Annotated in this window: 17 protein-coding genes and 1 tRNA gene; 10 read left to right on the top strand and 8 right to left on the bottom strand. The window is 66.4% G+C overall.

Translation table 11 applies throughout. The annotated features are described in order from the left end of the window. Nucleotides 1–276: 276 nt before the first annotated feature. Nucleotides 277–906, bottom strand: a complete 630-nt coding sequence (locus AC56KL_RS22915; protein WP_497182488.1) for a peptidoglycan recognition protein family protein — start codon at nt 904–906, stop codon at nt 277–279. Nucleotides 907–1,060: 154 nt separating this feature from the next. On the opposite strand from AC56KL_RS22915, the gene AC56KL_RS22910 reads away from it, so the two are divergent. The 3 genes from AC56KL_RS22910 (at nt 1,061) to AC56KL_RS22900 (ending at nt 2,888) form a co-directional block, all read left to right on the top strand. After that, nucleotides 1,061–1,483, top strand: coding sequence for a CoA-binding protein (locus tag AC56KL_RS22910; protein ID WP_497182487.1), 423 nt, complete (start codon nt 1,061–1,063; stop codon nt 1,481–1,483). A 68-nt stretch (nt 1,484–1,551) separates the two neighbouring features. Beyond that, nucleotides 1,552–2,157 (top strand): glutathione peroxidase, encoded by a 606-nt coding sequence (locus tag AC56KL_RS22905; RefSeq protein ID WP_497182486.1) that lies wholly within the window; start codon nt 1,552–1,554, stop codon nt 2,155–2,157. 119 nt (nt 2,158–2,276) lie between these two features. After that, nucleotides 2,277–2,888, top strand: coding sequence for an OmpW/AlkL family protein (locus AC56KL_RS22900; protein WP_497182485.1), 612 nt, complete (start codon nt 2,277–2,279; stop codon nt 2,886–2,888). Between the two features lie 111 nt (nt 2,889–2,999). Here the strand turns inward: AC56KL_RS22900 and pabB are convergent, their stop codons facing one another. From pabB to AC56KL_RS22885, 3 genes are read right to left on the bottom strand one after another with little or no spacing between them, the layout of a single operon-like run. After that, on the bottom strand, nt 3,000–4,886 hold the full coding sequence (gene pabB / locus AC56KL_RS22895) for an aminodeoxychorismate synthase component I (RefSeq protein ID WP_497182484.1): 1,887 nt from the start codon (nt 4,884–4,886) through the stop codon (nt 3,000–3,002). Between the two features lie 23 nt (nt 4,887–4,909). Beyond that, complete coding sequence (slmA, locus tag AC56KL_RS22890; RefSeq protein ID WP_497182483.1) at nt 4,910–5,485, bottom strand: nucleoid occlusion factor SlmA; 576 nt, start codon at nt 5,483–5,485, stop codon at nt 4,910–4,912. Between the two features lie 34 nt (nt 5,486–5,519). Then, nucleotides 5,520–6,260: a pyrimidine 5'-nucleotidase gene (locus AC56KL_RS22885; RefSeq protein WP_497182482.1), complete on the bottom strand. Its 741-nt coding sequence runs from the start codon at nt 6,258–6,260 to the stop codon at nt 5,520–5,522. Nucleotides 6,261–6,286: 26 nt separating this feature from the next. Here AC56KL_RS22885 and AC56KL_RS22880 point away from each other — a divergent pair, with 26 nt between their 5' ends. Then, nucleotides 6,287–7,216, top strand: a complete 930-nt coding sequence (locus tag AC56KL_RS22880; protein WP_497182481.1) for a TraB/GumN family protein — start codon at nt 6,287–6,289, stop codon at nt 7,214–7,216. A 22-nt stretch (nt 7,217–7,238) separates the two neighbouring features. Here AC56KL_RS22880 and AC56KL_RS22875 read toward each other — a convergent pair. Together AC56KL_RS22875 and argB are read right to left on the bottom strand one after the other, a co-directional pair. Beyond that, a tRNA-Thr gene (locus tag AC56KL_RS22875) sits at nt 7,239–7,313 on the bottom strand. Nucleotides 7,314–7,356: 43 nt separating this feature from the next. Next, a complete protein-coding gene (gene argB / locus AC56KL_RS22870; RefSeq protein WP_497182480.1) occupies nt 7,357–8,286 on the bottom strand; it encodes an acetylglutamate kinase in 930 nt (309 codons plus the stop codon). A 139-nt stretch (nt 8,287–8,425) separates the two neighbouring features. Here argB and AC56KL_RS22865 point away from each other — a divergent pair, with 139 nt between their 5' ends. Then, nucleotides 8,426–8,611 (top strand): cysteine-rich CWC family protein, encoded by a 186-nt coding sequence (locus tag AC56KL_RS22865; protein ID WP_497182479.1) that lies wholly within the window; start codon nt 8,426–8,428, stop codon nt 8,609–8,611. Between the two features lie 123 nt (nt 8,612–8,734). Here the strand turns inward: AC56KL_RS22865 and AC56KL_RS22860 are convergent, their stop codons facing one another. Together AC56KL_RS22860 and AC56KL_RS22855 are read right to left on the bottom strand one after the other, a co-directional pair. Beyond that, on the bottom strand, nt 8,735–9,955 hold the full coding sequence (locus AC56KL_RS22860) for an extracellular catalytic domain type 1 short-chain-length polyhydroxyalkanoate depolymerase (protein ID WP_497182478.1): 1,221 nt from the start codon (nt 9,953–9,955) through the stop codon (nt 8,735–8,737). Nucleotides 9,956–9,977: 22 nt separating this feature from the next. Next, on the bottom strand, nt 9,978–10,385 hold the full coding sequence (locus AC56KL_RS22855) for a CopG family transcriptional regulator (protein WP_497182477.1): 408 nt from the start codon (nt 10,383–10,385) through the stop codon (nt 9,978–9,980). Between the two features lie 162 nt (nt 10,386–10,547). On the opposite strand from AC56KL_RS22855, the gene AC56KL_RS22850 reads away from it, so the two are divergent. The 5 genes from AC56KL_RS22850 (at nt 10,548) to AC56KL_RS22830 (ending at nt 14,717) form a co-directional block, all read left to right on the top strand. Then, nucleotides 10,548–11,027: a thioesterase family protein gene (locus AC56KL_RS22850; protein WP_497182476.1), complete on the top strand. Its 480-nt coding sequence runs from the start codon at nt 10,548–10,550 to the stop codon at nt 11,025–11,027. A 35-nt stretch (nt 11,028–11,062) separates the two neighbouring features. Then, nucleotides 11,063–12,553, top strand: coding sequence for a UbiA family prenyltransferase (locus AC56KL_RS22845; protein ID WP_497182475.1), 1,491 nt, complete (start codon nt 11,063–11,065; stop codon nt 12,551–12,553). Continuing rightward, the gene (locus AC56KL_RS22840; RefSeq protein ID WP_497182474.1) at nt 12,550–12,744 is read left to right on the top strand and encodes a DUF1289 domain-containing protein; all 195 of its coding nucleotides are present in this window, start codon (nt 12,550–12,552) and stop codon (nt 12,742–12,744) included. Before AC56KL_RS22845 ends, AC56KL_RS22840 begins: the two co-directional genes overlap by 4 nt. A 1-nt stretch (nt 12,745) precedes the next feature. Further along, nucleotides 12,746–13,657 (top strand): MBL fold metallo-hydrolase, encoded by a 912-nt coding sequence (locus tag AC56KL_RS22835; RefSeq protein ID WP_497182473.1) that lies wholly within the window; start codon nt 12,746–12,748, stop codon nt 13,655–13,657. A gap of 106 nt (nt 13,658–13,763) precedes the next feature. Further along, nucleotides 13,764–14,717, top strand: coding sequence for an NAD(P)H-dependent flavin oxidoreductase (locus tag AC56KL_RS22830; protein ID WP_497182472.1), 954 nt, complete (start codon nt 13,764–13,766; stop codon nt 14,715–14,717). Nucleotides 14,718–14,830 lie beyond the last annotated feature (113 nt).

The raw sequence follows: 14,830 nt of genomic DNA, 5'->3' as shown, positions 1-14,830 counted from the left end.
GATCTCGCCTTTGGCGTACGCCTCGAGCACCTTGGCGCGCTCTAGCTCTTGCATCGTAATGCTCCCGGACTTGCTCACACTGGACTCCAAACGATTCGGAGTCGACAGCATGAGCTACCTAGCAAAAGCGGACATTTCAACTTTGCTAGATCCGGACATTACAACTTTGCTCTAACAGGGTGGGCGGGTCTCCCGCCCACGCGTTCATATTGCCGATGATTGGCGGCTCGGCTGATCACGGGCTGCTTGAACGCGTGGGCGGCATAGCCGCCCACCCTAGCGTTTCGCCGCCTGCTCGCCGGCCAGCCGCAGCGCCACCTTGTGGCGGAACCAGTCTTCCTTCACATAGCGGTACAGGTTCGCGCCCGGGCACACGGTCTTGCTTGAATGGTCGCGGTGGCCCTTGATGTCGTCCAGCGACACCTTGTACTTCGCGGCCAGCAGCGCCATCAGGTCGACGACGGCATCGAGTTGCTGCCGGTTCGGTTCGACTTCCTCGAAATTGCCCACCACTTCGATCAGCGCATGGCCGGCCGGGTCGTATTCCGTATTGGTGTCGCCGGCGAAACCGATGTCGCGGGCGGCGTAGATCCGGCCGTCGAGGTCGATGACGTAGTGGTAAGGGATGTCGAGCCAGCCCTTGCTGGCGCGCGACCAGCTTTGCAGGCGGCGCAGGTAGGCTTGCGGATCGGTGCCCGGCTTGAAGGGCTCGCCCTGGTGGTGCAGCGTGATCTGGGTAATCGCATGGCGGCGCGCCCTGGCCGCATCGGCCGGGCTACCGCCCCAGGCGGCCACGGGAACGATGGCGCGCTCGACGGCGGCCAGCGGTTCGGCCGCATGGGCGGACAGCGACAGCAGGAGGGGCAGCAGGAGGGGCAGGGTGGCGAGGGCAGGGAAGGGGCGCATGCTGGGTTCGATGGAGCGAATGGGGACGAGCCCGCATCTTTCCACGTTTGCGCGCGCCGCGCCAGCGCCGGCGCGTCGAACGATGCAAATCTGATAAGCTAGCATCGATACCTGCGTCTACTACCGACCTCCACCGACCTCCACCACGGACACCATGAGAAGCATTGCCCAGATCCTCAACGACAGCAAGACCATCGCCATCGTCGGCCTGTCAGACAAACCCGAGCGCGCCAGCCATGGCGTCGCGGCCTACCTGCAAGAGCAAGGCTACAGGATCGTCCCGGTCAATCCCGGCAAGGCCGGCGAGACCATCCTGGGCGAACAGGTGTACGCGACGCTGCAGGAAGCGGCCGACGCCCTGGCCCCGAGCGGCGTACGCATCGACATCGTCGACTGCTTCCGCAAGTCCGAGGACATCCCGCCGATCGCGCGCGACGCCATTGCGGTACGCGCCGGCTGCCTGTGGATGCAGCTCGACATCGAGAACCAGGCCGCCGCCGACCTGCTGCGGGCAGCCGGCATCGACGTGGTCATGAACCACTGCATCAAGATCGAGCACCGCAGCCTGAATAGCTAGAGCTGGCGTATTTTCGCGGCGGCGGCTGCGTTACAATCGTGGCATCCCAACCCGAGCGAATGCCCGTCATGTCCAAGACCCTCACCCTGTCGCTTGCCACCGTCCTGGCAGCCTTTGCCCAACCGGCTGCCGCGCAGGCCACCAATGCGGTCGCACCCGCGCCTGCCTCCTCCCTGGCGCGCATGCCCGCCAGCTGCCCGGCCATCCTCAAGCAGAACTTCAAGCGCCTGCAGGACGAAACGCCGCAGGACCTGTGCCAGTACGCCGGCAAGGTGGTGCTGGTCGTGAACACCGCCAGCTACTGCGGTTTCACCAAGCAGTACGAAGGACTGGAAAAGCTGTACGCGAAGTATGGCGGCCGCGGACTGGTGGTGCTGGGCTTCCCGTCGAACGACTTCGGCAAGCAGGAGCCGGGCAACGCCAAGGAAATCGCCGATTTCTGCTTCAACACCTATGGCGTGCGCTTCCCGATGTTCGCCAAGACCGCGGTCACCGGTCCGGAAGCCAACCCGCTGCACGCCAGCCTGGCCAAGGCCACCGGCCAGGCGCCCAAGTGGAACTTCACCAAGTACCTGATCGGCCGCGACGGCAAGGTGCTGGAACATTTCCCGAGCAAGGTGACGCCGGAAGATCCGGCCCTGGTCGGCAAGATCGAGCAGGCACTGGCCATGTAAGGCCTGGATCGAATAACCTTTCTGTCATTATGGTTATTTGATCCATATCAAGGATTTTTTTGCACTGCATCAATATCCTTACCTTCGTCACTGATGACATGACGAAAGGTACGGAAAAAATGACAACGTTGTTGAAGCCTATCCTGGCGATCTCGCTCGCGCTCGCCGGCAGCCAGGCCCTGGCCCAGGAATCCAACTGGATGGTGCGCGCGCGCGCCGTCCACATCGACCCGGCGAACGCGTCTGCGCCGCTGGCCGGCGCCGGCGCGGCGGACCGCATCCACGTGAGCAGCAAGACCACTCCGGAAGTCGACATCTCGTACTTCTTCACGCCGCACCTGGCGGCCGAGCTGGTCCTGACCTATCCGCAGAAGCACAGCGTGTATCTCGACGGAGCGCGCATCGGCAGCTTCCGCCACCTGCCGCCGACCCTGAGTGCGCAGTATCACTTCGCCCCGCAGTCAAGCTTGAATCCCTACCTCGGTGTCGGCGTCAACTACACGCGCATCTCGCGCGTGAAACTGCTGAATGGGGCCGGTGAGCTCGAGAACGACAGTCTTGGCCTTTCCCTGCAGGCGGGCGTGGATATCCGCCTGGATGCGCGCTGGTCGCTGAATGTCGACGTGAAGAAGGCGAATATCCGCAGCGACGTACTGGTCGGCGGCGCGAAGGCGAGCCATGTGAAGGTGGACCCGGTGCTGTTCGGCGTCGGGGTCGGCTACCGCTTCTGAGAGCGCCTGACAAACCCTCCATGGCTGCGTTGCACCGTCTTGCCGTACGAGTGTACTGTCTTCAACGGTGCGCCTTGCCCTGAAGGCCTTGTTAGACGCTCTAAAACCGCATCAAGCCTGCGGGTCGTCCGCCAGGACCGCCCGCAGCGGCCCGCGCAGCGCGTTGCAGACGACGATATCGTCGGCGCTCGCGAGCATCTCGCGCGTGATCACGCGCTCGCTCGCATTCCAGGCCGGCGCGCCCAAGAGCACGCTGCGCATCACGCCCGGCAGCAGCCCGCAGGACAGCGGCGGCGTATACCATGCCGCGCCGAAGCGGACGAACACATTGCTGCGGCCTCCCTCCGTGAGTTCCCCGCGTTCGTTGAAGAACAGCGCATCGAAGGCGCCCTGCGCCTCGGCGGCGCGCCAGGCCGCGTCGTAGCGGCCGCGCACGCCCGTCTTGTGGCGCAGGAACACGTCGCCGGAGTGCGTCGCCTCGCCGGCCAGCAGCACCGCCACCGGTTCGGCCAGTGGGACCAGCGGCGCCGCCTGCACGCTCGTCGCGCCCATGTGGTCGACGGACAGGCGCAGCCGGTGCAGCTGGCCGGAAGGCAGGGCGTCGCAGGCGTCGTTCAGCGCCGCGCGCGCGCCGCCATCGTCGAACGGGCGCCCGAAATAGCGGCAGGAAGCGGCCAGGCGGTCGAGGTGCTGCTCGACGTGGCGGCAGCCGTCGTCCCGGCTCGCGCGCAGGGTTTCGAAGATCTCGAACTCGTTGTGCAGGCCGGTGAGGAAGCGCGCCTTGAGCCGGCATTCGGCAAATTCGGAGTCAGCAATGCTGTCGTAGACGATGCCGGCGCCCACGCCCAGTTCCCCCTTGCGGGCGCCGCCCTCGGGCGCACCCAGCGCCAGGGTGCGGATCGGGACCGACAGGCAGAAATCGCCGAAACCCGTGCCGAAGCCCGCACCTGCGCCCGCACCTGAGCCCGCGCCGAAGGCCTGGCCGGCATGGGGAGGATCGAACCAGCCGATCGCACCGGTATAAATGCCGCGCGCGCTCGGTTCGAGTTCATGGATGATCTCCATCGTGCGGCGCTTCGGCGCCCCCGTGATCGAGCCGCAGGGGTAGAGCGCGGCGAATACCTGTTCGAGCGTGGCGTCCGCGCGCAGGCGCGCCTGCACGGTGGAGGTCATCTGCAGCACGCTGCCGTAGCGGCGCACCTCGAACAGCGCCGGCACGGCGACGCTGCCGGTGCGCGCCACCCGTCCCAGGTCGTTGCGCAGCAGGTCGACGATCATCAGGTTCTCGGCGCGGTTCTTGGCGTCCTGCGCGAGCGCCGTGGCGCGCTCCTGGTCGACGGCGTCGTCGCCGCTGGCCGGCGCCGTCCCCTTCATCGGACGCGCCGTCAGCACGCCCGCGTCGTGGCGCACGAACAGTTCGGGCGAGAAGGACAGCAGCGCGCCGCCCCCGGGCAGGGCCACCAGGGCGCCGTAGGGCACGCGCTGGCGCGCGCGCAGCCGCGCATACAGCTTGAGCAGCGAACCGAAGGTGTCGAAGCGCAGGCGGTAGGTGTAGTTGACCTGGTAGGTGTCGCCCGCGGCGATGTAGTCGCGGATGCGCCGGATCGCATCGGTGAAGGCGGCTTCGTCGACGTTGGCCGCGAGGCCGGCCACGCCGGCCAGCTCGTCGGCGGGCGCGCGGGTGGCGATCCAGGCTTCCACCTGGGCCGCGTCGAGCAGTTCGCAGTGTTCGAACAGCAGCACCTGGGCCAGCGCGCCCTCTACCCGGTGCGCGGGCAGGCCGTGCAGGTGCGCGCCCAGCTCGTAGCTCAGGAGCGGCACCGCATACAGGCCGCGTCCCAGCGCGTCCTGCATGTCGCGCAGCAGCTGCGGCCATCCGGCGGCATCCTCGCAGCGCAGCAGGCCAGCATGGCGGCTGTAGAGGCGCGAGCGGGCCTCGCCGTTCCTGCCAGGGGGGCCGGCATCGTCGAGCAAGGCGAAGACTTCGTCGGTATCCATGATGCGCCGCGGTTTCCGCTACCTTATGCCGCCAGCAGCAGCGACAGCTGCAGCGCCGTGCCTTCGGCCGGGTTCAGTTTGAAGCCGCTCTTGGCGAAGCGGTGCCAGCGGCCGGTCACGTAGCTCACCAGCAGGCTGGCGCGCGCCGCGACGTCGGCTTCCTGGCCGTGGCCCTGGGTGGCGGCCACCCGCAGGGCGCCCTTGAAGGCCAGTTCGATCTTGTCGTAGAACCCGTTCATGCGCAGCTGCAGGCGTTCGTCCTCGCCAACCAGGGCGTCGCCGATCAGCACCCGGGTCATGCCCGGGTTGTTGCTCGAGAAGGACAGCAGCATCTGCAGGATGGCGTGCGCCTGGCTCACGCCGTCTTCTTCGCGCTCGGCGATCTGGTTGATCAGGCCGAACACGCTCGACTCGATGAATTCGATCAGGCCCTCGTACATTTGCGCCTTGCTGGCGAAGTGGCGGTACAACGCCGCTTCCGACACCGCCAGGCGCGCCGCCAGCGCCGCCGTGGTGATTTTCTCGCCCTTGGGCTGCTCGAGCATCGAGGCCAGGGCCTGGAGGATTTGCAGCTTGCGCTGTCCTGGCTTGGTTGCCATGTGATCCCTAGTGATGAAGCCTATTGTTGTCGTGTTAGCGCAGCCGGTGCAGACGCGCCGGCAGCTGCCGCACGGATTTTACTTTGACATCGACGTAACCGGGGCGTTTCAGGGTCCGCGGCAGGGGGGCCGCTTGTGCCCTCCCTGCGATCGGGTCGCTCATGCGCAGGTATTGCGTCACCCACACGGTGCGCAGTCCGAGGCGGCTGGCGCTTTTCAGGTTGGCCAGCGTGTCCTCGACCAGGATGCAGCGGCGCGCCGCCACGCCGTGCTTGCGCAGCAGGCGGCGCAGCATCAGGCTTGACGGCTTGGGACGCAGCTGGCGGTGCACGTGCATGTGTTCGATCGCGACGTGGTGCGCGAAGTGCCGGCTCAGGCCCAGGTGGCGCATGACGTCGGTGGAATAGCGCGTCGGTGCGTTGGTGAGCAGGATCTTGCGGCCCGGCAGGCGGCGCAGCAGCGTGCCCAGGCCTTTCTCCGCCCGCAGCAGCTTGTCGAGCGCGCCGAGGTCGTGCGTAACGTGCAGGAAGTCGGCCGCCGATACCTGGTGGTGGCGGATCATGCCGAGCAGGGTGGCGCCGTAGCGCTTCCAGTAGCCCAGGCGCGCGGCGTCCACCGCGGCCTGGCTGGCAGGGGTGAGCCCATCGCCCAGCACGCGCGCGATGTAGGTGTTCATGTTCGCGCTGATCGCCGGGAAGATCGCGTGCGACGCGTCATGCAGCGTGTTGTCGAGGTCGAACAGCCAGACGGGAGAGGGGAGGGTATGATTTGGCACGATTGACGATACGACAGGAGAAATGAATGCGGCGACGTTCGATTATAGTGGTCTTCCTCAGCCTGTTCCTGATGGCGTTCCAGGCGTTTGCCGGTCAGGCTTCCGCGAAGCCTGACCCGGCGCCGGAAACCAGGCGCGGCGCGCTGTTCAAGGTGACGGGGGGCAGCCACGCGCTCTACCTGTACGGCACCATCCACGCGGGCCGCCCCGATTTCTATCCGCTCGAGCCGCGCATCCGCCAGGCGCTGGCGGCGGCGCCCACGCTGGCGCTGGAAATCGACGCCGGGGGCGATCCCGCCGCCCTCGCGGCTGCGTACCAAGAGCACGGCATGTTCCGGCCCGGCAGCCCGGGCATGGCGGGCCTGGCGCCAGAGCGCCGCCAGCGCATCGAGGCCGCCTTGACCCGCCATGGCGTGCAGCCCGCCGCCGTGGCGCACCTGAAGCCCTGGGTGATCGCGGTGACGCTGGCCGTGGTCGATGTCGTCAACATGGGCTACGACCCGCGCTTCGGCGTCGACCTCCACTTGGCGCAGCAGGCGCGCGCGAGCGGCAAGACCCGCATCGCCGAACTCGAATCCATGGGTTTCCAGAGCGCGCTGCTGAACCGCCTCCCGGACGAAGACCAGTGGAAGCTGCTGGAGGAAACGCTGGAGAACATGGCCTCGGGTCGCCAGTTGCGCGAAGGACGCGAACTGTTCGATGCCTACGAGCGCGCCGACGCAGCCGCGCTGGAGCGGATCGCCCGGCGCATGGAAGAAGACGACAGCTTCAGCGGCAAAGTCATGCGCGAACTGCTGATGGACGAACGCAATGGACCGATGGCGGGCAAGGTGGCCGCGCTGCTGGCGCGCGAGAACAATGCGGTGGTGGCGGTGGGACTGCTGCACCTGGTGGGCAAACGCGGCCTGCCCGAGCTGCTGCGCAAGCGCGGCATCAAGGTGGAGCGAATTTACTAAGGGAGTTACTACAGGAGGGGAGTGGTGCCCTTGACGTGGATTGAACACGTGGCCTCTCCCTTACCAAGGGAGTGCTCTACCACTGAGCTACAAGGGCATTCAGGTCGTCTTTCGTGGCGAAATGTTCCGCCACAAAAAATTTAGTGAGACCGGATCATAGTGCCAAACGCCTGTTCGGTCAAGACTTCGAGCAACAAACTATGTTCGATGCGTCCGTCGATGATGTGGACCGTATTGACGCCCGACTTCGCGGCATCTAGTGCCGACGAGATTTTCGGCAGCATGCCGCCGGAAATGGTGCCGTCTTCGAACATCTCGTCGATCTCGCGCGCCGACAGGTCGGTGACCAGCTTGCCGGTCTTGTCCTGCACGCCGGCGATGTTGGTCATCATGATGAGCTTTTCGGCTTTCAGGATCTCGGCGATCTTGCCGGCGACGACGTCGGCATTGATGTTGTAGGCCTGGCCGTCCTGGCCGAAGCCGATCGGCGAGATGATCGGGATGAAGGCGTCGTCCTGCAGCGCTTTCACGACCGCCGGGTTGATCGCCTCGATCTCGCCGACGAAGCCGATGTCCAGGAATTCGCCCGGCTTTTCCTTGTCCGGCATCGACATGCGGCGTGCGCGGATCAGGCCGCCATCCTTGCCGGTCAGGCCCACGGCCTGGCCGCCGTAGTGGTTGATCAGCATGACGATGTCCTGCTGGACTTCGCCGCCCAGCACCCACTCGACCACTTCCATGGTTTCTTCGTCGGTGATGCGCATGCCCTGCACGAAGCTGCCCTGCTTGCCGATCTTCTTGAGCGCGTTGTCGATCTGCGGACCGCCACCGTGCACCACGACCGGGTTCATGCCCACCAGCTTGAGCAGGATGACGTCGCGGGCGAAGCCGTGCTTCAGGCGTTCGTCGGTCATGGCATTGCCACCGTACTTGATGACGATGGTCTTGCCGTGGAAATTCCGGATGTAGGGAAGCGCCTCGGCCAGGATCTGTGCCTTGATCTGCGGCGATACCTTGGTCAGATCGTTGGGCTGGTCGTCGGGATTCAGGCTGCTCAAAGTAGCGTTCATGGAAGGTCCAAATGAAATGTCGCGAGATTTTAAGGCAACAGGGTAGTACTTGTGCTGATTATATGGCGTCTTGTTGTATTTTATAGGGCTGATCTCCACCGAACAGCACAATGTCTCTTATTCAATGCAGGAGCACGCCGTGAGTAGATGCACCCGTTGCGGCGCCGAGTTCGGCTGCGCCATGACCGACGGTAGTTCCGAGCCCTGCTGGTGCACGGCACTGCCGCCAGCCGTGCCGGTGCCGCAGGAAGCCGCCGGCTGCTGGTGCCCGGCCTGCCTGCGCGCCCATATCGAGGCCGAGCCGGCAAAACAGCGAGGTCAGTAGGGTGGTCGGCTCCGCCGACCGCGCGTTCAAGCAACAGGTGAATAGTCGAGCCGACACACTTCACACGACAGTTGAACGCGCGCACGGCAAAGCCGGCTACGCGCCCCGGTGCACCCTACGAAATCAGCGCTGCGTGCGGAAAAACCGCATCATCTCCCGGCTCGCATCCGGCCCCTTGCCGTCGGTATAACTGCCGCGCGCATTGCCGCCCGACCAGGCGTGGCCCGCCCCGTGGATCAGCCAGTGCTCGGCATGCACGCTGCCGTCGTCATGATGGTGCATGGTGCGGGTGTAGGCGTGGCCATTCGGCACCTGGCCCGGCTCCACCGCGGTACGGCGCGCGCCCCGTGCCCGGCCCTGCGCGACCAGTTCGTCGCCATTGGCCGGGTGGACGGTGGTATCGCGGTCGCCATGGAAAACGATGATCGGCAGGGTCTTTCCCGGCGCCTGGCTGCGGCGGAAGTCGCCCTTCATCGCGGCCAGCGCCGACGGCAGGTCGCGCGCGGCGGCAAACGGCAGGCCCGAATGCACGCCGACGGCGGCGTACAGGTCCGGATACAGCGTGCCCATGATGGTGGCCATCGCACCCCCGGCCGACAGGCCGGCGACGAAGACCTGGCTTGCGTCGACCGGATGGCGCGCCATGATGTCGCGTGTGATGCCGGCAATGATCGAGGGCTCGCCGTGCTCGCGCTGCTGGTCCGTTTCGTTGAACCAGTTCCAGCAGCGTGAGGAGTTGGCGGCCTGCGACTGCGCCGGATACACGACGAGGCAGCCCAGCTCTTCGGCCAGCGCATTCATCTGCGTGCCGTGCGCAAAGTCGTCGGGGTTCTGGGTGCAGCCGTGCAGCATCACCACCAGCGCGGCCGGCGCCTCCGTCAGCGTGCTGGGCACGTACAGCTTGTAGTCACGCGTGCCGGCCGCGTTGGTATAGCTGCCGCTGGTGAAGGTGCCGGGCCACGGTGTGGCGCCGGCTCCCTGCGCGCCCATTCCGCTCATTCCTCCCATGCCGCCCATGCCGCCATTAAAGTTGCCAAACTGTTCGCGTACCGATTCCATGCTGCGCTGGAGGTCGGCCAGCATGTCCGGCACCGTGCCGGCCGCACCGGTGGTGCGTGCCTGCGCCGCCTCGGGAGCGCCGTCATTGGCGGCCGCGCCCGCTGGAGGCGGGTTGATGTCGCGCATCGGCGGCGCGGCCTGCGCGGCCTGCGCCGCAGGCGGCTGGAAGGCGGCGGCGTGCTTCATCGCTTCCTGGACGATGGCCGTGGTGTCCACCGGTCCTTTTTTCAGCAGGGCGCGGGTGGCGTTGCGCATCTGCGCAAACAAGTGTGTATTCAGTTTCATGGTTTTCCTTTGGCCGGCGCGATCATTGGATGCGCCCGGCAAGTGCCGCCTTGACCGCGCTGCTGGCATGCAGCGCTCCAAGCACGGTGATTGATTCGATGGTGACGAGCGCCAGCTCGGGCGTGACGTCGTCGGCGATGCTGGCCAGGCCGAGCACCTGGATCTGCAGGCGTTCTCCCCCGTCGCGGGCCCGCTCCAGGGCGGCGCGCGTGTAATGGTGGATGCCCAGCACCAGGCTGCGCCGCGCCACCGTCTGGCGCACGACGTCGGCGTGCGCGTGCAGCTGGTTGCGGATGGCGGTGCGGATCAGGTCCGAACGGTTCGCGTAGAAACCTTCGCTCACCAGGAGGTCGATCTGCCCGAGGTCGATCGGTCCCAGGTTGATCGTGATCTTTTCCGAGTCCGCCGGCCGGGCCGCTTCCCTTGTCATTTCTCGCGCTGCTGATTTCGCTACTTCCCTCGTCATGATGCCTTCCGCTTCCTTACGCCATGCTTGTACCATCCAGCTGGATGGTGTCTGGAGTGTACCCTTGTGGTATGTCAGGTCAAGCGTGGATTCCCTAAATGCGCCAGGCTGCGTTAATCTGCGCACATGCGTGCAGAAATACAACTCGGCCATTGTTTCGAATGGCAGTACACCATCCCCGACCGGGCTACCGTGCCCGAGCTCTACCACGACACGCCGTTCTGCCGCGACATGCCGGCAGTACTGGCGACCGGCTACCTGGTCGGCATGATGGAACTGGCCTGTGTGCACGGCCTGATGCCCTTCGTCGACTGGCCGCGCGAACAGAGCCTGGGGACGATGGTCAGCTTCCGGCACCTGGCGCCGACGCCGCCGGGCATGACGCTCGTCATCCGGGGCGAAATCGTCGAGCTCGCCGGCCAGCGCGTGCGCTTTCGGGTGGAAGCCTGGGACGGATTGGAAAAAGTCTGCGAGGGGACGCACGAACGCCACCTGATCGATCCCGTGCGCTTCCAGGAGCGGGTGGCGCGCAAGGAGGCGCAGTGGCGGGCAGACCCTCCCGGGGCCGAGATTTACCCGCGACCGCCGCTCCGTGATAAGCGATAATGCCTGATTGAATTGCAATAACTTCCAACATCTCCATGAATTCTCCCCCTACTTCCACGCCGGATTCCCGACAGGCACACCGCGCCCCTGCCGCCCTTCCGCTGGTGGTGGACCTCGACGGCACCCTGACCCCGACCGATACCCTGGTCGAGTCCGTGCTCCTGCTGGCGAAGGGAGCGCCGTTCGCCCTGTTCAAGCTGCCCCTGTGGCTGGCGCGCGGCCGCGAAGTCATGAAGACCGAGATTGCCCGTCGCGTCACTGTCGCGCCGGACGGGTTGCCGTACCGCGAGGACCTGCTCGACTACCTGCGCGCCGAAAAAGCCGCGGGACGCGAGCTGGTGCTGGCCACGGCCGCGCACCGCTCCATCGCCGACGGCGTCGCCGGACACCTTGGCCTGTTCGACCGGGTCCTGGCCACCGATGGCGGCGTCAACCTGAAAGGCGCCAACAAGCTCGCGGCGATCCGCGAGCAGGTCGGGCCCGACTTCGTCTATGCGGGCGACAATGCGGCCGACCTGGCGGTGTGGGAAGGAGCCCAGGCCGCCGTGCTGGTGGGCGCGTCAAACGCCCTGTCGCGCACCGTGCGCGCCAGGCATGTGGTCGAGAAGGAGTTCCCCAAGCCGGCCAGCGGTCCTGCAGTGTGGCGCAGGGCCTTGCGCATGCACCAGTGGGCCAAGAACCTGCTCTTGTTCGTGCCGCTGCTGACCGCGTTTTCCTTCCAGCTTGGCGACATCGCCACCATGCTGCTGGCCTTCCTGTGCTTTTCGGCGGCCGCATCGGCGACCTACATCGCCAACGACCTGTGGGACCTCGGCAACGACCGCCTCCATCCGCGCAAGCGGCTGCGGCCTTTCGCCAGCGGCGCGCTGCCGATTCCCATGGGCGTGGCCGCGGCGGCCCTGCTGCTGGCGGGCGCCTTCGGGCTCGCGTTCACGGTCAACACCGGCTTCGTGGTGATGCTGCTGGCCTATGTGATCCTGACCACCGCCTACAGCTGGTGGCTCAAGGAGCGCGTGCTGGTCGACGTGCTGATGCTGTCGATGCTGTACACGATGCGTATCGTCACCGGCTCGGTCGCCGTCGGCATCCATACCACGTCGTGGCTGCTGGCCTTCTCGCTGTTCGTGTTCCTCAGCCTGGCGCTGGTGAAGCGTTGTTCCGAGCTGCAGCTGCTGCAGCAGCGCGGCCGCGCCAGTGCACACGGGCGCGACTACCACGTGGTGGACCTCGACGTGCTGTGGCCGATGGGCCAGGCTTCGGCGCTGGCGGCCGTGGTCGTGCTGTGCCTGTTCATCAGCGTGGAAGAAACCGCGCAGCGTTACGCCAGCCCGGTACTGCTATGGGGCATGGTCGTGCTGATGGTTTACTGGCTGGGCCGCCTGTGGATCAAGACCGCGCGCGGCGAGATGGATGACGATCCGGTCCTGTATGCGCTGAAAGACCGCGGCAGCCGCCTGGCGGTGGTCCTGATGGTGGCGGTGGTCGTGTGCGCCCGCTATATCGACGTCAAGGGGCTGCTGTCGTGAAGCCGGAACTGCAGACACCCGTTCCTTCGCCCTGCATCAACCTCTGCCAGATGGCGCCGGACACCGGCCTGTGCAAGGGCTGCCTGCGCACCATCGAGGAAATCGTCGCCTGGGGCAGCGCCGGCGACGACTACAAGCGCGCCGTGTGGGCCGAGATCCGCCGCCGCGAAGCCGAGATCGACTGGGGCTGACATGGACTTGCGCCTGCCGCCGTCGATGCATGTCTTCGAGCGCGGCTGGCTGTCGTCCAACAATATCCTGTTCACCGGCGGCGATGGGGCGGCGCTGGTCGACAGCGGCTACGTGACGCACGCGCCGCAGACGCTGGCGCTGGTGCGCCATGCCCTGGGCGGCCGCGCGCTGGAACGCCTGCTCAACACCCACCTGCATTCCGACCACTGCGGCGGCAATGCGCTGCTGCAGCAGGCCTATGGCTGCCGCACCGCGATCCCGGCGGCGGAGGCGGCCAAGGTGGCCGCCTGGGACGAGGACGCGCTCAGCTACCGCGCCACCGGCCAGCAGTGCGCCCGCTTCGGCTTCGACGCCACGCTGGCGCCCGGAGACCGCCTGGACCTGGGCGGCCTTCACTGGAACGTGCTGGCGGCGCCCGGCCACGACCCGCATGCGCTGCTGTTCTTCTGCGCCGCCGAAGGCGTCCTGATTTCCGGCGACGCGCTGTGGGAAAACGGCTTCGGCGTGATCTTTCCCGAGCTGGCGGGCGAACCGGGTTTTACAGAAGTCGGCGCGACGCTCGACCTGATCGCCACTCTGGACGCGCGCATCGTCATTCCCGGCCATGGCGCGGTATTCGGCGACGCCGCCGGGGCCCTCGCACGGGCCCGTTCACGGCTGGACTACCTGAGCGCCGACCCGGTGCGCAATGCGGAAAACGCGGTCAAGGTCTTGTTGAAATTCCTGCTGCTGGAGCGGCGCACGCTGGCGCTGGGGGCCTTGCCGCAGCTGCTGGCGGCGATCCCGCTGGTGGAGCGCGTACGCACCCGCGTGTTGATGCGCGGCGCCGACGAGCTGGCGGAATGGGCGACAGCGGCGCTGCTGCGGGCCGGCGCTGCCCGGGTCGAGGATGCGCGGCTGGTCGACGCCTAGCGGCAAGCCTCTCCCGAATTAGAGGCCAGAATCTAGCACGATCGTTCTTTTTTCAGGGCTATAATGGCCGAAGATTTTTGACCAACCCGACAAGCGAAAGCCTTCCATGACGCTGCCACCCGTGCTGCAAGACCTGTCCCTTCCCGTGATCGCCTCGCCGATGTTCATCGCCAGCGGACCCGCGCTGGTGGCGGCCCAGTGCAAGGCCGGTATCGTCGGCTCCTTTCCGGCCTTGAATGCCCGTCCGGCCGAGCTGCTCGACACCTGGCTGACGGACCTGCAGCGCGAGCTGGCCGACTACCAGGCGGCCAACCCGGGCGCGCGGGTCGGTCCGATCGCGGTCAACCAGATCGTGCACGGGTCGAACGACCGGCTGGCGCACGATGTCGAGGTGTGCGTGAAGCACCAGGTGCCGATCATCATCTCCTCGCTGCGCGCGCCGCCGAAGGAGATGATGGATGCGGTGCACGCGTATGGCGGCATCGTGCTGCACGACGTGGTCTCGATCCGCCACGCTGAAAAGGCGCTGGAAGCCGGCGTGGACGGCCTGATCCTGGTGGCGGCCGGCGCCGGCGGCCATGCGGGTGCGCTGTCGCCATTCGCACTGGTGGGTGAGGTGCGCAAGTTCTTCAAGGGCCCGATTGCGCTGTCCGGCGCGATCGCCACCGGCGACGCCATCCTGGCGGTCCAGGCGATGGGCGCCGACTTCGCCTATATCGGCTCGCGCTGGCTGGCGACGAAGGAATCGAACGTCAACGACGCCTACCGCGAGGCGATCGTGGAATCGAAGGCGGCCGACGTGGTGTACACCAACCTGTTCACCGGCGTGCACGGCAACTACCTCAAGAAGTCGATCGTCGCCGCGGGACTGGATCCGGACAATCTACCGGAATCGGACAAGAGCAAGATGAGCTTCGGTTCCGGCAGCGCCAAGGCCTGGCGCGACATCTGGGGCGCGGGCCAGGGAGTCGGGATGATGGACGACGTGCCGACGGTGGCAGAGATGGTGGAGCGCTTGACGGCGGAGTACGCGGCGGCGCGGGCGCGCCTGGCGCTGTAGGGTGGTCGGCAGAGTGAACTGACCCCAAATTGTTGGACGTTAAGTCGTTAAGCGCCCATGGCCTGGGTCCTGTACTGTACAGGGCTTTGGCCTTTTAGTTTAAGTTTGATGCG

The sequence above is a fragment of the Telluria sp. ZB4P34 genome (assembly GCF_059686055.1).
This window is presented reverse-complemented; position numbering and strand designations above follow the sequence as displayed.